Origin of the sequence: Pasteurella pantherarum (assembly GCF_049670885.1) — a bacterium.
GTDB lineage: Bacteria > Pseudomonadota > Gammaproteobacteria > Enterobacterales > Pasteurellaceae > Pasteurella.
The window spans coordinates 1056699-1082314 of record NZ_CP187173.1; the positions used below are offsets into that span (position 1 = coordinate 1056699).

General features: G+C 40.8%; 11 protein-coding genes. 2 read left to right on the forward strand and 9 right to left on the reverse strand.

The window, feature by feature from the left end; genetic code table 11:
* Positions 1-19: 19 nt before the first annotated feature.
* The 8 genes from ACPEEM_RS05020 to dinB all read right to left on the reverse strand — a co-directional run bounded on the left by ACPEEM_RS05020 (position 20) and on the right by dinB (position 8673).
* Complete coding sequence (locus tag ACPEEM_RS05020) at positions 20-442, reverse strand: universal stress protein (protein ID WP_424402897.1); 423 nt, start codon at positions 440-442, stop codon at positions 20-22.
* Between the two features lie 9 nt (positions 443-451).
* Positions 452-3064, reverse strand: coding sequence for a TRAP transporter permease (locus tag ACPEEM_RS05025; protein ID WP_424405697.1), 2613 nt, complete (start codon positions 3062-3064; stop codon positions 452-454).
* A gap of 80 nt (positions 3065-3144) precedes the next feature.
* Positions 3145-4104: a TAXI family TRAP transporter solute-binding subunit gene (locus tag ACPEEM_RS05030; protein WP_424403984.1), complete on the reverse strand. Its 960-nt coding sequence runs from the start codon at positions 4102-4104 to the stop codon at positions 3145-3147.
* Positions 4105-4291: 187 nt separating this feature from the next.
* Positions 4292-5059 (reverse strand): ABC transporter permease, encoded by a 768-nt coding sequence (locus ACPEEM_RS05035; RefSeq protein ID WP_424405695.1) that lies wholly within the window; start codon positions 5057-5059, stop codon positions 4292-4294.
* Positions 5056-5994, reverse strand: a complete 939-nt coding sequence (locus tag ACPEEM_RS05040) for an ABC transporter ATP-binding protein (RefSeq protein ID WP_424402891.1) — start codon at positions 5992-5994, stop codon at positions 5056-5058. The genes ACPEEM_RS05035 and ACPEEM_RS05040 overlap by 4 nt, the downstream gene beginning before the upstream one ends.
* A gap of 14 nt (positions 5995-6008) precedes the next feature.
* Positions 6009-6545, reverse strand: coding sequence for an elongation factor P hydroxylase (locus ACPEEM_RS05045; RefSeq protein WP_424402889.1), 537 nt, complete (start codon positions 6543-6545; stop codon positions 6009-6011).
* Between the two features lie 95 nt (positions 6546-6640).
* Positions 6641-7504: a protease HtpX gene (htpX, locus tag ACPEEM_RS05050; RefSeq protein ID WP_424402887.1), complete on the reverse strand. Its 864-nt coding sequence runs from the start codon at positions 7502-7504 to the stop codon at positions 6641-6643.
* Positions 7505-7593: 89 nt separating this feature from the next.
* Complete coding sequence (gene dinB, locus ACPEEM_RS05055; RefSeq protein ID WP_424402885.1) at positions 7594-8673, reverse strand: DNA polymerase IV; 1080 nt, start codon at positions 8671-8673, stop codon at positions 7594-7596.
* Positions 8674-9135: 462 nt separating this feature from the next.
* Here dinB and ACPEEM_RS05060 point away from each other — a divergent pair, with 462 nt between their 5' ends.
* Both ACPEEM_RS05060 and ACPEEM_RS05065 read left to right on the forward strand, forming a co-directional pair.
* On the forward strand, positions 9136-11001 hold the full coding sequence (locus ACPEEM_RS05060) for a RyR domain-containing protein (protein WP_424405693.1): 1866 nt from the start codon (positions 9136-9138) through the stop codon (positions 10999-11001).
* 102 nt (positions 11002-11103) lie between these two features.
* Complete coding sequence (locus ACPEEM_RS05065; RefSeq protein ID WP_424407996.1) at positions 11104-15069, forward strand: tetratricopeptide repeat protein; 3966 nt, start codon at positions 11104-11106, stop codon at positions 15067-15069.
* Positions 15070-15262: 193 nt separating this feature from the next.
* Here the strand turns inward: ACPEEM_RS05065 and ACPEEM_RS05070 are convergent, their stop codons facing one another.
* Positions 15263-24964 carry a YadA-like family protein gene (locus tag ACPEEM_RS05070; protein ID WP_424407998.1) on the reverse strand — a complete coding sequence of 3234 codons (9702 nt, stop codon included), beginning with the start codon at positions 24962-24964 and terminating at the stop codon, positions 15263-15265.
* Between the last annotated feature and the right edge of the window lie 652 nt (positions 24965-25616).

Sequence of the window (25616 nt, forward strand, 5' to 3'; positions counted from 1 at the left end):
TGTATTTTCCTTGATTCACTTAGCGTAAAATCAAAATCGGTTTATCGCTATAACGTGCCACTTTCACCGTATTGGAGCTTAATCCTTCTTTATTTTCTCGTGCAGCCATCATAATGATCAAATCAATATTTTTCTCTTTGGCGATACGGTTAATTTCTTCATACACAGGCCCATGTGCCAAAATATGCTGCACCTTTGCCCCTTCAGGAAAATGTTTTTTCGTGAAAGCGTGCAAGGCTTTATTTGCTTCATCTAACACATCTTGGTCAAAATTTTTCGGTAAGAAAGAGGAGACAAAACTACTTCCGAAAGGAGGAATCACGCTCATGACGCGATAAACCGTATCGGGATTATGTTGTGTCATCTCCAAGGCGGTTTTCACCGCCTTTTCTGCATCTTCCAAATGACTGAGATCTGCCGTAATTAAAATCTTTTTAAACATAATTTTTCCTTATGATTGTGGTCGGCGACGTTGGTTCATCGCAAGTGCAAGCAATAAGAGTAAAGTCGGAATAAAAAACCACTCTTTTGCGAGGGCATCTTTTACAGGTACTGAACCTTCTAATACCACTTGATCCCAGTTCAGTCCTGCTTTGGCAGCAGCAGAATCAATTTCCACTGCATCAATAATGATTTCTTTTCCTTCTGCTTTATCTTGCTCTAATAATGTCAAGCCCATTTTTTGCAAACGTTCTTCACCTGTTTGACCTTCTTCAATCGGTAATTGTGCAAAAAATTCAATCGGTTTGCCATAAGGATTTAAGCCCGACACTTTCAAGGTGAGATTATCCCCCACATTGGCTTTTTGCACTTCTTGCACCAAACTTTCTGCGGTGAAATGATGTTGTGTTGGTGAAATATGTTCCATAAAGAAACCTGGGCGGAATAAGGCAAAGGCTAATACAAGCAATGCCACGCTTTCCCATAATTTATTGCGACGGAAGAAATACCCCACCGCCCCTGCCGTAAAGGCAAGAATGCCGATGGTCGCCACAATAAAGACTAAAATCCCTTTTGCCCAACCCACATCAATTAACAACAAATCGGTGTTGAAAATGAAAAGGAATGGCAAAATGGCTGTACGCAAACTATAAGAGAAAGCGGTTAAACCCGTTTTAATGGGATCTCCACCAGACACTGCTGAAGCGGCAAAAGAGGCTAACCCCACAGGTGGCGTGACATCCGCCATGATCCCGAAATAGAACACGAAAAGATGAACCGCAATTAATGGCACGATAAAGCCATTTTGACGACCGACTTCAATGATCACCACTGCCATTAATGAGGACACCACAATGTAGTTTGCGGTTGTCGGTAAGCCCATACCGAGGATCAAGCTAAAGCCTGCCACCAAAAGCAACATCAAGAAAATATTTCCCATTGAGAGGGTTTCAATGATGGTCGCAAGTTGTACGCCAAAGCCCGTTAAGGACACCACGCCGACAATAATGCCTGCGGTTGCGGTGGCAATACCAATACCAATCATATTTCTTGCCCCCGCTTCTAAGCCATCGACTAAATCTCGCCAGCCTTGTTTAAATTCTGCTTTAAAGTGGGTTTGTTTTCTGTAATATGCCAATAATGGACGTTGCGTTAACAAAATAACGCTCAAGGATAATGCTCCCCAGAATGCTGATAAACCTGGGGATAAACGTTCCACCATTAAACACCAAATTAAAATGATCACTGGCAATAGGAAATGCAAGCCCGAATTCACTGTCGGTTCCACCGAAGGCAGTTTGACCACTGGTGAATGTGGATCATCAATTTCAAGATCAGGAAATTGTGCTACTCGGCGTAATAAGAGTAAGTAAACCACTGCAATGAGCAACACGACAATACCAAAAGCATGATCTGGGGTTACCACTTTTAGCCAGCCTAGTCCAAAGTCCACGGCAAAATACATCACGCAAAGGAAAATAAACGTACCCAATGAACGGATTAACGATATGTGAAACGGTTTGGGTGCATCCGCTTTTGGTAGCCCTTGTAAATTCATTTTGCACGCTTCTAAATGCACAATATAGACTAAGGCAATATAAGAAATGACCGCAGGTAAAAAAGCGTGAGTAATTAACTGGTTATACGGCATATTCACATATTCGATCATTAAAAATGCCGCAGCCCCCATAACAGGTGGCATAATTTGTCCATTTACGGAAGACGCCACTTCCACGGCACCCGCTTTTTCTGAGGAAAAGCCCACCCGTTTCATCATCGGAATAGTAAAGGTGCCTGTGGTGACCACATTGGCAATGGATGAGCCTGAAATTAAGCCCGTTAAACCTGACGCCACCACGGCGGCTTTTGCAGGTCCGCCACGTAAATGCCCTAAATAGGCAAAGGCACTTTTAATAAAGTAGTTCCCTGCCCCTGCTTTATCGAGTAATGCACCGAATAATACAAATAAGAAGACATATTTGGTGGAAACACCTAACGCCACACCAAATACCCCTTCGGTGGTAATCCATTGCTGATTAATAATATGCGATAGCGAGCCTGTACGATGGCTAATAATCCAATCTGTCGGCAAAAATTGTCCGAAATAGTTATACAGTAAGAAAACAATGGCAATAATGACTAAAGGCAACCCTAAACTGCGACGAGTGGCTTCAAGTAATAAAAAGATACCGAGACAACCTGCAATAATATCTTGCAAGATGGGGGCTCCAAAACGGGTCACTAAACCATCGTAGAAAAACAGATAATAAGCCCCTAAAAATGCACCGACCCAAGCAAATATCCAATCCACCAACGGAATTCGATGCTTCGGTGAAAACTTAAATGCAGGATAAGACAAATAGGCTAAAAATAACGCAAAAGCAAGATGAATTGAGCGGGCTTTCGTATCATCAAACACCACATTAATATTTAAGCCGATGTTACGCAAAAATTCTTGTAACCAAAATGGCACGGGTGAAGCATAGTAAAGTTGGAATAATGACCATAAAATCGCCACGCCAGCAATGAGTTTTTTAGGGAACCCATCAGGATCTCGCCCGCCAGTATCGCTGGATGCCACAATGTCTTGTAAATCATCATAATCAATATTTTTTGTCGACACGCTAAAAACTCCTCGTCATCTAAAAATAAAAAACGGAAAAAGGCAGGAACTGAGCCTGCCTTAAAATATGAGGGGAAAAACTATAACCACCCTCTTTCTTTATAGTAACGCACCGCACCCTCGTGTAATGGTGCGGAAAGTGCATTTTTAATCATATCTTCTTCTTTTAAATGAGAAAATGCAGGATGTAAACGTTTGAAACGATCAAAGTTATCAAAAACTGCCTTCACGATCGCATAGACACTGTCAGCATCAACATCGGAAGAACTCACTAATGTGGCATAAACCCCAAAGGTATCCGTTGGCTTATCACTGCCTTTATATAATCCACCAGGAATTGTGGCTTTTGCATAGTAAGAATGATCGGCAACCAATTTATCAATTTCAGGGCCTGTAATTGGCACTAAATGTGTATCACAAGAGGCTGCGGCTTCTTTTAATGCACCATTTGGATGTCCCACGTTATAGGTAATCGCATCTAAATTGTTATCACACATGACCGATGCCATTTCCGCAGGTTTTAATTCTGAAGCGACTTTAAACGCTGAAGTATCCCAACCTTTTGCCGCAAGAATCACGTTCATTGTGGCTCTTGTACCTGAACCAGGATCGCCCACATTCACACGTTTTCCTTTAAGATCATCAAAGCCTTGAATATTGGCATCGGTGCGTGCCATTAAGGTGAAAGGTTCTGGATGAATAGAAAATACCGCTCTTAATTTCTCATTTTTTTTGCCCTCAAAAGAGCTTGAGCCATTGTAAGCATGATATTGCCAGTCTGATTGTGCAATACCTAATTCAATTTGATTGCTGGCAATGGCGTTTAAGTTTGCCACCGAACCGCCTGTTGAAGGTGCGTTACATTTCACCCCTGTTTTTGCAGAATGACGGTTCACTAATTGACAAACAGATTGCCCCACAACGTAGTAAACCCCCGTTTGACCACCTGTTCCAATGGTCACAATTTTATCGGCGGCCAACACGGCACTTGATGAGAACATCAATGCAGCGGCCATTGAAAGCTTGAGATACTTTTTCATCATATTATTTTCCTTATTATTAATTTGTCGGTTTGCCTGTAAGCGGTGCTTCTCATTTCGGAATTACAAATAGCAGAGATTCTCATTTTTTGCAACCAGTTATTTTGATGAACGCCATCGCTGATTGCAAGATGCTGGAATGTTCTGCAAAAGTGCGGTCTATTTTCAAAATGTTTTAACAAAAGTGTTAACTACGTAGCCCAATGCCACGTTGAATCAATCCATAAGCCAGTGCATACAACACCATAATAAACCCAACCAAAACTGAAAACGACATGGCTAAACTGACATCTGATACCCCTAAAAAACCATAGCGAAAACCATTAACCATATACACAATGGGATTCAGTTTTGACACACTTTGCCAAAATTCAGGCAACAAGGAAATGGAATAAAACACGCCACCTAAATAGGTTAACGGGGTTAAGACAAAGGTCGGAATAATGCTAATGTCATCAAAGGAACGGGCAAACACGGCATTGATTAAGCCACCAAGAGAAAAAGTCGCCGTGGTGAGTAACAAAGTCAACACAATCACCCACCAAGCATGCACCTCAAAAGACACAAAACATAACGCCACTGCTGTAACCAATATGCCGACACACAAGCCTCTTGCCATGCCGCCCACCACATAACCTAAAATGATCACATGAGGAGAAGTGGGTGAAATCAATAATTCTTCGACATTTTTGGCAAATTTCGTACTGTAAAAAGAGGAAGCCACATTGGCAAAGGAATTGGTTAAGGCTGACATCATAATTAAGCCTGGGACAATAAATTGCATATAGCTAAACCCTGCCATTTCACCAATGCGGCTACCAATCAATTGCCCAAAGATCACAAAATACAAGGTCATGGTAATCACAGGAGGCACTAAGGTTTGTAACCAAATGCGTGTAAAACGGCGAATTTCTTTGGTTAAAATCGTTTGAAAAGCCACAACAGCTAACTTCATGGTGTCTCTCCCTCTTGTTGATGTAACGGTTTATTTAATGCCATGCTGACAAATAATTCTTCTAAACGATTTGCCTTATTTCGCATACTCAACACTTTAATGCCTTGTGCCGTTAATTGTGAAAAGAGATCATTTAAACCTTGTTCACGCTGAATTTCCACTTCCATTTGATTGTCTTGTAGCGACACAATCTTGTAGTCCACCAAAACAGGGGGGTGTTGAGGGGAATCAATATCCAAGATAAAGGTTTCCGTTTCTAATTGAGCCAATAATGTTTTCATTGGCATATTCACCACCAAACGTCCTTCTTGAATGATCCCAATATGGCGACACAACATTTCCGCTTCTTCTAAGTAATGGGTGGTTAAAATAATGGTGGTGCCTTGCTCATTTAACTCACGTAAAAAATGCCACATCGTGCGGCGTAATTCAATATCCACCCCCGCCGTCGGTTCATCTAAAATCAATAATTTTGGGTGATGCATTAAGGCTCGAGCAATCATTAAACGACGTTTCATGCCGCCCGATAAACGGATGGCTTGCTGTGTTCGTTTTTCCCAAAGATCCAGTTTTTTCAACCATATTTCAGCACGTTGCAACGCCTCTTTGCGGGGAATACCATAATATCCCGCTTGATTGACTAAAATATCTATCACACGTTCAAACTGATGAAAATTAAATTCCTGTGGCACCAATCCGATCCGTTGTTTGACTTCGCTCACTTGCTGATCCAAATCGTACCCAAAGACTTTCACTTCACCGCTGGTTTTATTCACTAAGGAACTGACGATCCCAATTGTGGTGGATTTCCCTGCCCCGTTGTGCCCTAATAAAGCATAAAAATCCCCCTCTTCCACGCTCAAATCAATCCCGTGCAGGGCTTTTACACCATTTTTATAGGCTTTTGTTAATTGTTTAATTTCTAATGCCAACATAACCTTTCACTTATTTAAATTCGACTGACATCAAATTGAGTTAAATCAATGCCATCTGGCGTACCATAAAAGGCACATAACGCTTTGCGTAACTTTTCTGCTCGTTGAGGTAAGCCTTTTTCCGCATACACTTTGACTTGTTCATAAACCGCTTGTTTAAAGGGTTGTGTATCCCCGGGGTTGCCATTTAAATTATCCGCACTGGCAAAATAACGAAAACCTGCCGCAGTGGATAAAATCCATTCAATCGCCTGAGGTTTCACTTCCACCTTTTCAAACAAGCGTTGTTGTTCTTCTGTGCGTCCGTCAGGTTCATACCAATAACCAAAATCTTCTAATTGTCGGCGTGCTTTGCCTGCGACTAACCAATGAGCAATTTCATGTAATCCACTGCTGTAAAAACCTCGTGCGAAATAAATGACATTATGAGGACAATCCGCATTTGCAGGCACATAAAGCGGCTCATCGCCCCCTTTGACTAAGATCGTATTATAATCTTGCTCAAAACATTGATTAAAAATCTGAATTAAATCATCAAGTTGATGTTCCATACACACTCCAAATACAAAATTTTCTAAAAAACGACCGCACTTTTAAAACAAAAAAGAGGCAAGATTTTGCCTCTTTTTAACCCAAATGACCAGATTTATTTAAATGTATCTAATTGCTGTAATGCGGCAATACGTTTTTCTAGTGGTGGGTGGCTCATAAATAATGCGGCAAGCCCACCTCGTTTACCATTAATCGCAAAGGCGGCTAATTGCCCTTCCATTTCTTGTGGCTCATGAAGCTGTTGTAAACGTTGTAATGCGGCAATCATTTTGTGTTTACCCACTAATTCTGCCGATCCTGCATCGGCACGGAACTCACGGTAACGAGAAAACCACATAGCAATGATACTCGCTAAGAAACCAAATAAAATTTCAAGCACGAATGACACCATAAAATAGATGCCTGAACTGCTTTCTTCCCCATCACGACCGCTTGATACCACTTTGGCAATCAGACGAGACACAAAAATAACAAAGGTATTTAACACACCTTGTAATAAGGTCATGGTCACCATATCACCATTTTTGATATGTGCAACTTCGTGTGCTAATACGGCTTCCGCTTCATCACGTGTCATTGAACGTAATAAGCCTGTACTCACCGCCACTAATGAATTGCTTTTGCTCGGCCCAGTTGCAAAGGCATTCACATCGTCAGAATGATAAATCGCCACTTCTGGCATGGGTAAATTCGCACGTTCTGCTTGTGAACGAACGGTATTAACGAGCCAACTTTCGACTTCATTACGTGGTTGAGTAATCACCTCGCCGCCCACAGAACGCAACGCCATGCTTTTGGATAAAAACAAGGAAATTAAAGATCCTGAGAAACCAAATAACGCCGCCATAATCAATAGGCCTGCGGTATCCTGTGAGTGAATCCCCGTTAAACTTAAAATAATGTTGAAAACAACCAACACAGCCATATTAGTGGCTAAAAAAAGTAAAATTCGCATCATAATAGAAAAATCCTTAATCGTTAGAGTAAATAACTGGTGCAGTATATGGTTACAAAATTGTTAAATTCAATAGGTTTTTGTAAAATTTTTTACCATAAATTCATTTGCTTAAGAGATGTTGATTTTTTCGCCACAGGCAAGTTGACATGTAACCCAATTAGACGAATTTCCCTCCCTTGCGCTCGTTGCCAAATTTGCTGCAATAAGCAATAAAAATTTTCTTGCGTAAATTGCACCGCACTTTTTTCTAATGTAGTCACTTGAAAATCGGCAAATTTTAACTTCACGCCAATTTTATGCAAGGCATTCATATCAAAAGTTGGCGAGCATTGTATCAGTCGTCGTACAAGATCCGCATACAACGTTTTAAAGACCTCATTGGCAGAAGAAAGCTGTGCAATATTTTGTGCCAATGTGGTTTCCACCCCAACGGATTTACGCACTCGATGAGGCTGAACTCGACGTGAATCCACCCCATGACTCAACTCCCAAATTCGCTGCCCCATTTTACCAAAGCGATCCAACAAGAGAATTTTCTGCGTTTTTTGCACGTCTGCACAGGTGTGTAGCCCCATTTCACTTAAACGTTGTTGTGTTACTTTACCAACACCAGGGATTTTCCCCAAAGGCAAGGCGGCGATAAAATCGCTCACTTCATCAGGCTGAATAACAAATTGCCCATTCGGCTTATTTTGCTCGGAAGCAATTTTTGCTAAGAATTTTAAAGGGGCAATACCTGCTGAAGCAGTGAGGTTTAATTCATCAAAAATGGCTTGTCGAATTGCTTGGGCGATCCAAGTGGCTGATCCTGAACACTGTTGACAATCTGTTACATCTAAATAGGCTTCATCTAAGGAAAGGGGTTCAATCATTTCCGTATAACGGCGAAAAATTTGATGAATTTGCTGAGAAACCTGTTTATACAACGGCATATTAACAGGCAATAACACCAAATCAGGACAACGTTTTAAGGCTTGTGCCGTTGACATTGCACTGTGTAATCCAAAGGTTCTGGCGAAATAATTGCACGTGGCTAACACACCTCGTTGTTCGGCTGAACCGCCCACTGCAACGGGTTTATCTCGCAACCATGGTTTTTCTCGCATTTCAATAGAAGCATAGAAACAATCCATATCAATATGAATGATCTTAGAAAAGGTTTGCTTCATTTTTCTTCACCTTATTTCACTCAATGCCAACACTTTTTGAAATCTCACCGCACTTTTGCCTATCTGGTGTGAAAAGAGGCATTTGCCTAACTTTACAGCAAAAAAAGCCTAGAATTTCTTACTCATCAGACCAGTATAGCCGCCCTTTCCACATAAAATGTGCGACCTATTGCTTCAACCAATAAAGGACGATAATGTTGATTCAAAGCTCACTCCCTCCCCCCAATTCTCTTATTCAATGGCTTATCTGTTGATAAACCAAACGCATAACATTATCAGGTCAACCCTTTCTTACCCTTGTGTGTTTCTGCCATTCACCTTTAGGTGTTAATGCCTTTTTTCGCTATTCAATATCACGTGGTCAGAAAGCCTAACGCCTTGTTTAATCACGTTATTTCGATAAATTGCAGAACCGTTCACTCTTATGAGATATGGACTAATACGCACAGAGATAAGACAGAAATGATATATCCATTACCGCCAAAATCAAATCCAAAACGCTATTTATTATATCTCTTGTTTAGCCTCTTTTTTGCTATTGGGATTATCGGCTATTTACAGCTTCATCTTCCCTTTGCAGATGCCTTATATAACACCATTAAGCTCATTACGCTGAATGGCGAACAACATGTTGAAAACTGGCAACTTGAGCTTGCACGTTTTGCTCTTCCCCTTTTTACTTTCGCCGCCATTGTCAAACTGGTGCTGAAAGCGATTGGTTTGCGTTTAACCTACCTCACGTTGCGTTTGTTCCCTGCGGATACCTTGGTTTTTGGTGCAAATGTGGCGATTGTGGAAGTCAGTATTTTTGCCTCTCACCTTGGCAAACGCTTATTTATTGATATTTCGCCGCAAGGTATTCATTACCCTGGGCAACTGCCAACGAAAGGCTATAAATTGTTGCATTTACCCGAACTGTCGTTTCAGCACTTGCTCAAACTGCCTTTAGCATCCGCCCAAAATATCTATTTTATTGCCCCAAAAGATGAGGTGAATTTAGCCATGGCAAAATCCGTGATCCCGTTATTACAAAAAGCCACGAAAAAGCCTCACCTCTTTATTAATCTCACTAGCCAATTAATGCAACGTATGGCAAACCAAGAACAATTGTTCCAGCGTTATCGTTTGCAACAAGGGGACATCACATGGATGAATACCGAACACCAATTAGCTCGTATCCTTTTACAAGAACGGGCACCTTTGCCTTATGCGTCTGTGAATGTAGGCGAAAAATTACATATTGGCTTATTAGGGTTTACAAGCCTGACTCGTCAACTCATCTTAACCATGATGCGAAATTGTGCTTATTTACATATTAAACAAGTTCATATCAGTGTATTGAGCCCAGATCCTGCACAATACCAGCAATTTCTGCAAGAAAACCCGATTTTAACCGCACATTCGGCAGATAATAAACTCTTTGGATCAGGCAATTTCCCGATTTATTTGCAACATTATCCCTGCCATATACCACAGCTTTCGCCAAAACTGGTGGCGGATATCCTCGCAGAAAAAGGGGCGTTTCATCATTTGTACATTCATCATGAAAATGATTATATGAGCTTAGAATTGGTGCATAAAATGCGTCAAATTTTAACCGCACTTCAAGCCCCTTATGCCATCACCGCTTGTTTAAATGGACGACATTTAGAAGACTATCAGGCGTTGAATGAAAAAGCCGCCTTAGAAAACAGCGAAACGCGTAACCTGTGTTATTTTTCGATCATTGATCACTATCGTCATTACTGCAAAAATCAGGTTTATGATATTTTGCCATTGATTATTCATACGGCTTACCAAGCCATTCAGCAAAGCCATTTACCGCCGATGAAATCGACGACCTTTGCCACCCAGTTTGCACAAGCCTTTTTAGACAGCATCGAGCCTTGCAAAACCCACTGGCGAGAAGCCCTACAAGAAGAATTTCGTCATTCTAGTCGTTGTGCGGCGGATCATTTGCTGATTAAGTTACGAGAATTAGGCTTTACGTTACGTTATCAACCGAACAATCATGGACAAGATAGCCTTTACATCGCTGAACTGCATCATGCCATTCAACAACAGCTTGATGCCCTCTTACGCCTTGAGCATCAACGCTTTTACCAAGAACGCATTACCGATGGTTGGATATATGCCGAAAAAAGTGATGAAAAACAACAATTGCATTGCAGTTTAGTTGCCTTTGAACAACTCAGCCCACAAGAAAAGCAAAAAGATGAAAGCCTTATTCGCTTGATTCCATTTATGCTTTCTCAACCGATGGTGCAACGTTATTATCAATTAGTGCCGCTGGTCATGCCCACTGGCTCACCACCGCCGCCCGTATGAGCTAGCATGCCTAATGCAATGGATAAGCCCATATCACAAAAATAGGACACTTCACCCCCTGAGTACAAGGACGGTATTCAACACAAGGAAAGGAAAATCCCAATGAGTCAATTGTTTATCAGTCATTCTAGCCGTGATAACCCACTTTCTCTTGGTTTACGAGATTGGTTACGTGAACAAGGCTGGTCACTTTTCTTAGATTTAGATCCTGAACATGGTATCCAAATCGGCGAGCAATGGCGTAAAACACTACGTCATGCCATTCATGAATGTGAAGGCATGATCTTGTTACTGTCTGAACATTGGCTCAATTCCCAACATTGCCTCGCGGAGTATCAATTGGCAGAAGCGTGCAACAAGCCCCTTTTCCCTTTGCTTATTGCTCCCCTTGATCAACAACAGATTCCCCATGCCATTTTAGATAAATGGAATATTGGGCAGCTCACTTCAGGTTATCCACAACTCACCCGTACCGTCACCTTGCCCGATGGCGAGCAAGTGGAGATTGCCTTTAGTGAAACGGGGTTAAACCGCTTGAAACGTGGACTCACCCATGCAGGATTGCATCCTGATTCTTTTCATTGGCCTCCACTTTCTCAATATCGCTACCCACCTAGCCCTTATAAAGGCTTAAAACCCCTTGAGCAAGAAGACGCAGGGATTTTATTTGGTCGTGATGGGGCAATTAAATCCTTTATTGCGGAGTTACAACGCCTACGCCAAACCACTCGCATTCGCCTTATGGTCATTCAAGGTGCCTCTGGTGCGGGCAAATCCTCTTTCCTCCGTGCAGGCATTTTGCCCCGTTTGGCACGCTATCCACAGCAGTTTGCACTCTTGCCCGTTATTCGCCCACATGATGCCGTGTTAAGTGGCGAAAAAGGCTTAATTGATGCCTTAGTGCAAAGCAATGATCAACTTAAATTGGGCTATCACAAAACACAAATCCATCAGATGATTCATACCTTGTATGATGAAACCGCACAGGCACTTGATCCCCAAGCGTTGCGTGCTTGTGAAACCTTTTTATCTACCTTAATTCACGCCAGTGACCTGCCTTTTGTGTCGCAAAGCCTCCATCACAGCCCGTTGCGTCAGAAAACACAGAAAAATGCTCATCTTCAGCACAACACAGAAGATCGCAAGCTACCCACATTGGTAATTCCCCTTGATCAAGCAGAAGAACTCTTTATCGAGCAACAAACCCAAGCACAACCTTTTTTGCAGCTCATCGCAAGCCTTATCCGCAGTGAACAACTGGATATTTTGCTACTCTGTACCATTCGTACTGATGCCTATGCCGCATTACAAGCTGCCACACCGTTGGAAGGGCTTGATCAATACCCTTTTTCCTTACCTCGTATCGCCAAAGGGGCTTATCAACAAATTATTGAAGGCCCTGCCAAACTACTTGATAAAACCCATAAGCCATTATGGATAGATCCGCAATTAACCGACCGACTTCTCAAAGATTTAGAACAAGATGGCGGTAAAGATGCCCTCCCTTTACTGGCATTTACCTTAGAGCGTTTATATTTAGATTACGGTCATGATGGCAAAATCGAACTCAAGGAATATCTCACTTTTCAAGATGACACCACACAACAACATTCAGGCTTAGGGGGATTACAAGGTGCGGTGAATATTGCCATTGAAGAAGCCTTGCGTAATGCCCGCAAAGATCCCCGTATTCCACAAGATCAACAGGCTTGCATGGCATTATTACGCCGTGCCTTTATTCCAGCCTTGGCGAGTATTGACATTAAAACGCATCGTCCCCATCGCAAAGTGGCACATTATGAGACCATTCCTGAAGATGTACGCCCATTAATTGACTGTTTGGTGGAAAGTCGTTTGCTCACCAAAGACTATCACGCCCCTCGCTTAACCTCTCAAGACGGGATCTTACCTAGCCAACAAGCAAAACAAGGGATTACCATTGAACTGGCTCATGAAAGCATTTTGCGACAATGGCATGTCTTATCCGATTGGCTCAAAGAAGATATGGCGGATTTATCCCTGTTAGAAATGTTACAAGTGGAAAGCAGTGCTTGGATGAAAGCCAAAGGGGATCCTGAATGGTTACGTTTACGGGGAGGCCGATTACAAGATGCTGAAAGACTGCAACAAGGCAAATTTAATGCCTATATTCAAGGGGAATTACAGCAATATCTGCAAGCTTGTCGTCAACAAGAACAAAAACAACATGCGGATGAACTCAAAAAAGCTCAAGCCTTAGCACAAGCCAAAGCCAATGCATTAGTACGCACCAAAATCGGACTGGCATTCTCTTTTGGTTTACTTTATTTATCCATTATGGTCGGCAGCTTCGCCTTTGATAAAAAACAAGAAGCGGAACAGCAAACGCAGAAATACCAAACGGAACTAAACAAATCCAATATTCTCTTGCAAGAAATTGGCTATACCATTCGACTGTTAAATGTGGAAGTGCGGGATGTTCTTGAACAATATGTGCCCACGAATAAACAAACTGATATCTACGCCCAAATTGAACAACTTAGACAACGGCTAGAACACTACGGCGATCTCCATCAAGATCTGCGTCAAATTGCCACCGCTTATGTCAATCAAGGTACATACCATGGCGATTTAGGGCATTTAGGCGATTTAGACAAAGCCCGTGAGTATTATGAACGTGCATTTCAAGAACTTGAACAGCTTGCCAAACAAGCCCCCGATAACCCGAAAGCACAACTTGATTTAAGTTTAGCCTATGAAAAACTCGGCAACATCGCCGAAATGCAACACAATGTCAAACTGGCACTTAAACATTATCAAGCGGCTTTTCATATTCGTAAACAATTGGTCAATGCCAGTCCTAATGATCCATTGACACAGCATTATCTCAGTCTCGCCTATAAAAAAATCGGTGATATTTATTACTTACGACAACGCACCCAATTTGCCCAAGAACACTACCAAGCTGCCTTAAATATTGATAAGGCACTCCTCAAGCAATTTCCCCAGCAAGATAAGTATCAGCGGGAATTGAGTATTTCTTATCATAACTTCGGTAAAATTTTACTGCGTGAACACCAATACACGAAAGCATTAGACTATTACCAACTGGCATTTAGTCTTAGCCAACAATGGGCAAAACAAGATCCGACAAATCAAAAAGCCCAGCAAAACCTGAGCGTTGCCTATGAGCGTTTGGGCGATGTTCATCAAGCACAAGGCTCACTGCCCGAAGCGGTAGATTATTATCAAAAAGCCATTGATTTAGATAAGCAACAAATCAAGCAAGATCCTCATAATCAACGCTTGCAATACAACCTTGGGGTTGCTTACGAAAAAATCGCCCGTGTGATCCACCAGCAACAACAACCCAATGAAGCCGAAGATTATTATCAAGCGGCATTTGATATTTTTCAGCAACTGGCACAAGCAAGCCCGAAAAATCGACAAACACAACGTAATTTAGCCATTTCCTATGGAAAATTGGGCAATGTCGCCTTTAGCCAAAAACAAATGAAACAAGCTAACTTATACTATCAACAGGCTTTTCAATTATTTGAAGAATTAGTGAAACAATCCCCGAAAAATAAATATCTACAACGCTTACTTAGCGTTGCACACAATAAATTAGGTAATGTTGCCTTAGCACAAAAAGCCTATGGAGAAGCATTACACCATTATCAAACGAGTTTTATGATTCGTTATAAATTGTATTTAACCCGTATGGACAACCAACAAGCAAAACGTGATCTCGCCTCTTCTTATGAACATTTGGGCGATATTGCTAAACAACAACATAACTACACCTTAGCAGATTATCACTATCAACAGGCACTTCAATTGTCTGATCATTTACTGACACAACAACCAGAAAATGTCCTTTTGGTTGAAAATATCGCCTACTTACACCAAAAGTTGGCACAAGTGGCTCAACAGTTAAAAAATCAAAGAAGCCAACAATATCACCAACAGGCTTATCAAAATCACTATACACAATTTAAATTGAAAAAAGCACAAGCACAGCAAAGTACTTATCGTGAGACAAACAAACAACCTGAGCTAAAGAAAAACAGCAAAGCACCTAAATAGCATGTAAGCAAAAAGCGTTTAACAAAGCAGAGAAATGTTCTAAAAAAATACCGCACTTTCTCACCACTGAAAAAGTGCGGTCTGTTTTTCGAAAGTTTTACGATTGACGTTCACATCATTCAGCAATAAAAAAAGTAGAAGGTTTCCCTTCTACTTTTTCGTTTAACTGGCTTCATGAGAAGCTAGGTGAATATTACCATTGGTAACCAACACCCACACCACCAGAGTAATGCCCTGCACTGTTCGCAGTACCAGTAAGTTTTAAGATCACTTTACCGTTGTCGCTTGCACGAGAGTAACCTACCGCAATAGCAGATGCACCGCTATAACCCCCTGCTGAAGCTGCCACCATGGATTTACCTGGGATGTAAACTTGTGGAAGTGAAGCCGCTGCTGCAGCGTTTGCACCAATACCACGTACACGTTTATCAAGTTTATTCACACGGTTATTTACGGCATCAATGTTGTTATAGATATCACCAGCAACATTTTTCAAGTCACCGACATTCACAGCGTTATTAAGTGTATCGCCCGTTGCTTGACGTAAATTCACTTTTTTGCCGTTTCTATCCACTAAACCACTTGCAACATTGGTAATTTGTTTACCACCCGCATTGATACCTGTATCTGCTGACACAACCACATCACCTGCTCTGAATGTTTTCGCAGTAACCGAGTTCACATTCACATCTGGATTCAATTTTACTTTCACGCCTTTCGCCGTGGTTTCAGTCGTTAAATTGTTATCTCCTTCGATGGTCACTGTTTCGCCTAACTTGTAGTTTTTCGCTTTGCCTGAACCATCTGCAATGCTGAAGCCTTTATCTACTTGAGCTTTGGCATCAACACCTTTGGCGATGTCATCTTTAGTGGCTTGTGCAAGATCCACTTTGTAGTCAGTCACGTTATTTGCATCTTTCACAGCTTTAATAACAGTCACTTTGTCAGAACCTGCAGACACGCTTGAGGTTTCCGCATTAACTGTGTAGATGGTTTGACCTTTATCACCTGTTTCTGCTGTAACGCTAGCAATATTGGTGCCAGCTTTCACTTCTGTTTTCGCTTTCGCCACTTCTGTGAATAATTGACCACCATTTACCGCATCTAAACTGCCTGCTGCAATGTCGCCATCTGCAACATTCGTGACTTTCTTATTGCCTGCGTGGATACCTGTATCTTTATGGATGGCGATATCACCCACTTTCACATTATTGAAAGCTACGTCTTTTTTGGTAGCAACGGTGTAAACTGTTTGACCGTTAGCCCCTGTTGCAGAGGTCACTTCCATATTTTCACCTGCTACGACATCAGTTTTCGCTTTTGCCACTTCCGCAAATAACTGGCTACCATTTACCGCATCCGTACTGGTTGCACTAATGTCGCCGTTAGCCACTTTGGTAATTTTGTGGTTACCTGCGTTGATGCCTGCTTCTGTAATGTTAACATCACCAACTTTTAAGCCATCTGTGGTTAAGGCAATCTTATCGTTTACCGTTAAACCGTTGTCGGCTAACTTCACGGTATCGCCCACTTTCACTCCGTCGTTATTCACAACAGTTTTGCCCGTGGTTAAGCTGCCATCTGCACCTAAGTTAACATCTTTAGCAAGTTCAACTTTCACTTTACCATCAACCACTTTGGTTGAGATATTGGTTCCATCACCGACAACATCAACTGCTTCACCTAATGCTTTATTTACGATGGTGCCATCTTCCGCTTTAATACCAAAGCCTTTAGTCACGATGTCGTTTTTCACTTTATCTAACTGAGTGACATTCACCGCATCTTTACCGTCTTTACCCTCAGCCACATTAGCAATTCTGCCATCATCTGTGAAGGTGACGCCATCAGCACCATCTTTACCTTTAATCACTAAAGAAGGTTTTCCATCAGCACCGTTTTTACCCGCAATTGACATGCCTGCTTCACCATTAGCACCTTTGAACTCAATGCTTGCATCTTTGCCATCTTTACCGTTCAAGGCTAAACCTGAGAAGGTTGGACGTTCTTTCATGACGATTTCCAAACCATCAGCCCCGTTGCTACGAACACCTAAATTAGCAGAAGAAACGTTTGTTGAGTCTGTCGCTAAATCAGCTTTATCGGTAATACCACCAATAATTCTTAATTTTGAGTTTAACTTACGGTTAATTGAGGTACCATCGTTACCTTCAAACACTAAACCATCGTTAAGTGTTGCCACTTCTTCTTTGGTGTTATCTGGTTTGGTGTAAACGATACGTGTTTTGTTCTCACCGTTTTGTCTATCGTTCGCGTCTAAACCTTTTTGACCTTCAGCGATAGAAAGCTCTGCAGAGGTATTTTTACCATCTTTACCTGCTGCACCTGTTAAGCCAATCGCACCTACACCGTCTTTCGCTTTGATAGCAACGGCATCTTTGCCATCTTTACCGACTAAAGCAATGCCATTTGCACCGTCTTTACCATTGCGACCATCTTTACCGACGATTACAGCACCTTCAGCAGCTTGACCGTCTTGACCTTTTGGTCCAACAATCACCGCATTTTTAACGCTTAAGTTATCATTCAATTTGAAATCAACTTTGTGCTTACCATTTTCTTCAGTTTTCGCAATCACAATATTGCTATCGCTATTGCTTAAATCAACTGTATTAGTTGGTTTCACATTTGTTGGGTTAGCGTCATTGACTGATAAGTTCCAACCTGCATTTGCCGCTTCTTTCACAGCATGTAATTGTGAACCGTTTACCGCATCAGTGCTATTCGCTGAAACTTCACCCGCTGCAAGATGAGTGATTTTATTACCACCATTGTTTAAGCCTGTATCTGTCAAGCTGACGGTTTTCGCAGGATCATTATTGGTAAAGGTAATACCATCTTTGTTAATAACGGCTTTATCACCTTCTGCACCTAAGGTTACATCATTAAGATCTTTTAATGATTTCGCCATTTTAAGCACTAACTCACCGTTTTCGTTATCCACACGAAGGTTTTGAGCGGTAACTTCAGCATTCTGATCTAACTTACCTTTAATCGCTAAGGTTTCATTGAGTTTCTTAACAATTGTTTCACCGTTATTGCCTTGGAATTTTAAGCCATCGTTAAGTGTTGCCACTTCTTCTGGTTCACCCACTTTCGCACCATTAGCACCAACTGGTTGATAGGTAATACGTTGTTTTTTCGCACCTTCCGCACCATTTACATCAGGTTTGCCGTTGGCAACGGTGATATTGGCTGAGGCACCATCTTTACCGTTAAGACCGATGGAACCGTCTTTACCATTTAAGCTAATACCATCTTTGCCGTTTTCGCCCTTAACTTTGATAGTCCCTGCTTCATTGTTATTCCCGATGGTGACATCTTTATTTAAGCTCACTTCTAATGCTTTGCCACCATTTGCGGTATCAACTACTTTCGTAACAACACTGCCATCACCTTTGATTTGTGCAGTTTCACCAAGGGCTTGTTTAAATTCCTGACCATTTTGATCTTTTAGACCAAAGCCACCTTTAGCTGCACCAGCAATATTATCAACTGCTGTTTTTAAGTCACCGATGTTAGCTGCATTGGTTAATTCAGTTGCTCCATCAGCAAGTTCAGATAAGTTTTTACCGTCTAAACCACTTGCCACATTAACAACTTTATTACCACCGTTGTTTAAACCTTTATCTGTCAAGCTTACTGGTTCAGCAGCTGCATGACCGTTATTTGCTTTTGGAGTGATAGTAATACCATTTGTTCCCACTTTTGTTGTTGCAGTTGGTGTTGCACCATTTTGACCTTGGTTGAATGTCACACTGCTTAAGTCAGTGACATCTTTCGCTAAACCAACTGTCACTGAGCCATTTTCAAGGTGGGTCATGATATTTTTACCCGCATCAAACTTAGCCCAGTCTGCGTTATCTTGATGACCTTTAATGCTCACTTTGCTATTTAATTTAGCATTGTGCTCACCTGAATTCGCCGCAAAGGTTAAGCCATCGTTCATGGTTGCAACAAACTCTGGTGTATTGCTACCTTCTGGGGTATAGCTAATACGCGGAGTGTCATTTTGATTCTCTGCACCACCGAGTTTTGATGGACCATTGGCTACGGTAATATCAGCTTTCGCACCATCTTTACCATTTAAGCCGATAGAACCATCTTTACCGTTTAATACGATCGCATCTTTGTTTGCATCGCCTTTCACGGTGATAGTACCAGGTTGAGTCGTATCACCCACGCTAACATGGTTAGTTAAACCAACTTTAAGCGATTTTTCACCATTTGTATCAATAACAGTGGTTGTAATACTTCCATCGCCTTTAATTGCGATAGATTTACCTAAGTTTTGTTTAACTTCGACACCTTTGTCATCTTTTAAGCCAAAGCCACCTAAGTTTCCAGCTGAAGTGACTTCAGTGATCGCTGCTTTAAGATCTTTGATATTTGCACCATTTGTTAATTCTGGGGCATTATCACCTAATTGAGAAAGTGTTTTACCATCTAAGCCACTCGCTACATTCGTAACTTTGTTACCGCCGTTGTTTAAGCCGTCTTGAGTTAAGCTAACAGTTTTGCCACCTTCAGTAATGGTTAAACCATCTTTGTTGATTACTGACTTATCGTCGCTATTCTCAACACCAAAGGTTGCATCCTTTAACTCTTTTAATGACTTCGCCATTTTAAGCACTAAACCGTCACCTTCAGCATCAACACGTAAGTTTTTATCGGTCACTTCTGCAGTTTCTGCCACGTTACCTTTGATGCTTAAGGTTTGGTTAAGTTGTTTAACAACTTCGGTACCTTTATCACCTTTAAATTTCAAGCCATCTTTTAAGGTCGCCACTTCTTCAGCTTCACCTTGATTTTGACCATCTGCAGCCACTGGTTGATAAGTAATACGTGTTTTCTTCTCACTTGGCTGACCATTTACATCAGGTTGACCTTGTTTGACTTTAATATTAGCAGATGCATCTTTACCATTTTGTCCTTTGCTCGCCAAACTGATAGAACCATCTTTACCATTTAAGGCAACAGCAGAACCGTCTTTACCTTGTGCAGTTACAGCACCATCGATACCATCTTGACCGTTTTTGTTTGGTTTACCTGCAGTTAACGTATTTACATTAAGATCTGATTTTGTTGAAACTTTGATTTTCTTATCTGTATTTGTAATTTCGATATTATCGCCATTTACAAACTCAACAGTTTCGTTGTTACCAACTTTTTTCGTTTCACCATTGTTAACTTTCAAGTTCCAGCTACTGTTTCCAACTGATGCGTTAATCGCATTTTTCAGATCTTGAACGTTAACTGCATTTTTTAATGTGTCTCCTTCAGCCGCACTTAACTCAACCACTTGACCATTTTTCATTAAACCGCTCGCAACATGGGTAATTTGGTTATTACCGTTGTTCAAACCTTTATCCGTTAAGGTCACAGCTTGAGCGTTATTGCCAGCTGCTGGTGTAATGGTTAAGCCATTGCCTTCCACTTTGGTCGTCACTGCGACATTCTGAGCATTTGCAGGTTTTGTAAAGGTAGCACTATTTAAAGCAGTTAAATCTTTCGCTAACGCAATATTGACTGTTGAACCGTTGATCTGAGTCATTAAGTTTGTACCTTGATCAAACTTATTCCAATCTTGATTACTGTTAGCACCTTTAATGTCTACTTTGCTGTTTAATTTCGCTTTATGTACCGCACCTGCATTGGCACCAAATTGCAAGCCATCGTTTGTGGTCGCCACATATTCTGTTTTGCCCTTATTTGTATAGCTCATGCGTGGTGTTTGATTTTCACCTGTATTGCCATCAAGGGTAGACGGACCATTACCCACTTTAATTGTGGCGTTAATGCCATTTTCACCTTTTAAGCCAATTGAGCCATCTTTGCCATTGAGTGTAATCGCATTCGCACCATCTTGACCTTTCAGTGTTAATTGACCTGGCTCGTTATTTTTACCAATTGAAACCGTGCTATTTAAACCGATCTCAAGTGCTTTTTTACCGTTAACCGTATCAACAACTTTTGCACGAACTCCGTCTTTACCCTGTACTTTAATTGCTGTACCGAGGTTTTGTTTCACTTCTTGACCATCTGCATCAACAAGACCAAAACCACCTTTCGCACCGGCATTTGTCACATGATCAATGGCTGTTTTTAAATCACCGATATTCGCTGCATTGGTGTATTCTTTATCGTTAACAGTGATGGTAGATAAATCTTTGTTTTTACCTAAACCACTTGCGACATTCACAATTTGGCTACCACCGTTATTTAAGCCATTCTCTGATAAAGTCACTTGTTTGTTAGCAATCGCGTGGTGGATCACAATGCCATCTTTATTCAATGTGGTTCTATCGTTACCCGCACCAAATTCTGCACTGGTTAAATTGGCAAGTTCTTTGGCTAATTTAATTTCTAATTTGCCATTATTGGATTTCACACCAATATTACGATCACTTAATTTAGTGTGATCTGCACCACCAACAAGTTCTAACTGCTCATTTAATTTTTTGCTAATGACAGCGTTGTCATCACCTTTAAATTTCAAGCCATCATTTAAGGTTGCTACATACTCAACTTGGTTATTTTCTGAAGTATGTGTTAAGCGTGTTTTTTGGTTTCCACCTTCAACGCCTGCTGGGCCTTTCGCCACTTTCACAGTAGTTTGTGGTTTAGCACCGTTTTGAGCAACACCTGTTAATGAAATAGAGCCATCTGCACCATTTAATGCAACCGCAGCACCACCTTTACCATTTACAGTTAATGCACCATCAACGCCATCAGCACCGTTGCTGACTTTTCCTAAGGTCACAGATGGATTTAAAGTGAATGACACATTGTTGTCATTGGCGTTTTTGACGACTTTAATATTGTTATCTGCACCATCATTTAAGCTCACTGGGCTATCAGCAAGGACAGTACTTGAATTTTGATTATTTACTTTTAATGTCCAGCCGTTACCTGCTTTGGCTTTGATTTCATTGAGCTGTGCAACAGTTACCGCATCACTATCATGAACACCACGTGCAACATTGGTGATTTTCTTACCACCATTGTTTAAGCCATCTTGGGTTAAACTAACTTGCTGGTTACCATTAGAAATCGTGATTCCATCTTTATTAATAACGGTTTTATCCCCATTGGTGCCAAAAGTTGCATCTGTAAAGGTTGGGGTTAAAGAAGTAGCAACCAAAATCGCATTATCAGATGTTTTGCTAAGTTCAATATTCTGACCTGCTTTGAAATTCACTTTTCTATCTGTTGGGGTTACGTCTTTAACTTTTGTACCATTAACATCTAATTCCCAACCAGCAGTAACTTCTCGAGTATTTTTATTTACTTTAGCAGTTAAATTAGTAATGTTATTTTTATTCGCTTGTACTTGAGAATTATTAGTCACCGCTGTATCAAAGTTAGCTTTATTAACACCTACAGTAATCGCTTGTAATGCAGTATCTGCACCAACTTCAATAATGCTTGTTGCATCGTTTGGTTTAGAAATAACTTTAACAGCACCACCATTTTTTACTTTGAACGATGTTGCAGTCTGATTTCCACCCGTTACTGTAATAGATTGTGTTGTTACGCCATCAATAGCTTCTTTTGCTTTTTGACCCAAGCCAACAGTTAATTTATTACCTGTAATCGCTGTGGTGACATAATCTGCTGTGCCAGCAATATCAAAGTGTTTATTGTTTTTATTTACAGTGATTTTATTGCCATTTGCACCGTTACCTGAACCTACCGTAAAGTCTTGTACGGCAGAATCTGCTTTCTCTAAAGATTTTTTTGCTTTTTCCGCTAATTTGAAGGTGACACTACCATTTTGAGCTTCTGTGGTAATTTCATCTGCTGTGCCTTTAAAATGCACAGGGGTAGATAATGAAGTAGATACCACCTGATTATTATCACCTTTATATTTAAACTCGCCCGCTGGTACAGCTTGACCTTGTACACGGACTTTTAAATCGTAAACCTTCGCACCATTAACAGTTGTTGTATTAATCGTGACAGAATTATCTGTTGATTTAACCACTGTTCGACCATCATCAACATATTTTTTCGTTGTTGCATCGCTATCGTGAGTTGGTGTACCGATATTAGTCACACGGTTGCCACCCATATTGATGTTTCCACCTTGTTTCACAGTGAAGTGATTAACCGTGGTATTGCCACTGGCTCTCAAATCTTTCACGTTAGCTGTGCCTGTCACATTTAAATGGGCTGCGTTTACATGGTTAAAACTGACATTCTCTTGGGTAGCGACAGTGATGGTAGAACCCGCTTGATGAACCTTGATATTTTTACCCGCTTTAACCGTAACTGTATTGCCTAATTTCACATTTTGGTTTGATGTGCCAGTCGCTTCACCACCATTTTCTTTACCTGTGGTTAACGTCCAGCCTTTACCAACTTCTGCGGCAACAGCATATAATTGGCTACCATTAATCGCATCGGTAGACGTGTTTGAAATACGACCCGCACCAACATTAGTGATAGTACGCACTTTACCATTGCCACCCACACTGACGGTGCCAATAGGATCCGCACCCGCAAAGTGGTGAGTGTGACCATTTACAGTATAGTTTGCAGTTTTATGTACTTGATCAGTAATTGAATTGGTACCTAATGCCACGCTGTCTTTATGTGTTGCTTTGGCAGACACACCAATAGCAGTGGTGTTTTCATTGTTCGCAATTGAGTTAGAACCAATAGAAATGGCTTTTACATAGCTTGCATTCGCATTGTAACCAAAGGCAATTGAATCATCTTTTAAGGCTTTTGCTTGTACCCCAACGGCAATGGCATCCACACCTGTTGCACTAGAATTTGAACCAAATGCCATGGCACTGCTTGCATTGGCTAATGCATTTTCACCAAAGGCAGCTGATTGATTAGCTCTTGCTTTAGCTTTAACACCTAATGCAATGGCACCTTGTGCACTTTTTGTTTTGTTTGCTTCAGTGATAGATTCGTTTAAATAAGTATCATGTCTAACAACAAATTCACCAGTTTCTGCACCAGAACCAATGGCGAAAGAGTTATGACCATTTGTTTTTGCCCCAGTACCCATAGCAATTGAGTTATCACCATTGGTTTGTGTGCGGTTTAAACCATCATATTTTGTTTTTTTAGTTGGAATACCACCGCCCGCATCGGCTGGTAAGGTTTGTGGTGAAACGCTACCAATGGCAATAGATTGATTACCAAACGTGGTTGCTGATGCCCCTAACGCTAAGCTTGCTGTTCCATTTGCCCAAGCAACAGAACCAATCGCCGCAGAATAATCACCAATAGCCGCAGATTGACGCATCACAGAAAGAGAGTTAAAGCCATCTGCACGTGCAGAGGTCCCTAACGCCACGCCACCGACATCTGTTGCGTGTGAAAAGCTCCCTAACGCAATGGCTAAACCACCTGTTGCTCTACTGTAATCACCAATAGCGATCCCGTTTGAATTACTTGGATTTTTGCTGCCATAGCGATCTGGATTTGGTTTAATGGCATTACTGTGCTTACCAATGGCAATACCAAATGCTGTGCGATCATCATATACTTCTTGATTTTTATAAGAATAAGGACCTGGCTGATTTCTGTCCGTATATGATTTATTACCTGGATTGAAATAATCAAATGGGTGTGTACCTGCTTCTCCACGAGAAGGTGTCGCATTGGCAGTACCTTGTCTTACCAAACCGTTTTCAGCATTATCAATCGCCACATAAGCATTGGCTGATAAAGATGCCCCAAGCACTAAGCTAAGTGCCGTTAATTTAAAGATCGGGGTAAACTTTGAGGTTGAAAGATTGATGTTGTGTGAATTTGAGTTAGAGGAAGATTTTGCATATCCTTTTGCAAGTTCAGAAACAACGACGAAGGTATTTAGAGTATGACTCCAAATGACTTTATAGATTTGATTCATAATAAGATTCCTTAAGCTAAATAGCCGAAATGTTATATGCAAAAAAACAACATCAATATAACAAGCAGCCTGCTATGACGCCCTTCATGGCGAGATAAAATATTTCAATAGAAAAAATTGACTAATCACGTTCGGGTTGTATAACCCTTGAAACGGCTCGAAATTTATTATTAAACCGTGTTTTCATCAATGCCATTTACAATTTTTTACAGTGCTTACTTAAACATCAAAATGTAAATTTTTCGCTATTTTTTCATTTTCATTTAGCTATTTATTTTGATAAAAATCGAAATCTAAAATGAACAAAAATGCTTCATTTTTTATACCTTATTTTACTTTAAAGGAAAACGGAAAATATCACCTCATCTATTTCATGACTAACACTCCAGTATGGAAAAACAAAAAATATCTTAATAATCAAAAATATAAATAAAAATAAAAAAGAACAAAAAAGAGAAAGACAATAAAACAACCACATTGATTATCACTTAAACAAAATAATTTTGTGAGATTTAAAGAAATGTAAAGTTTTATATTTTTTAATGTCTATTTTTAATAAAAAACGCATAAAAACAGCATATAAAATAATATCAATCACATCAAACACCACACCCAAAAACATCGCTTATTTATCAATAATAAAAACCACATT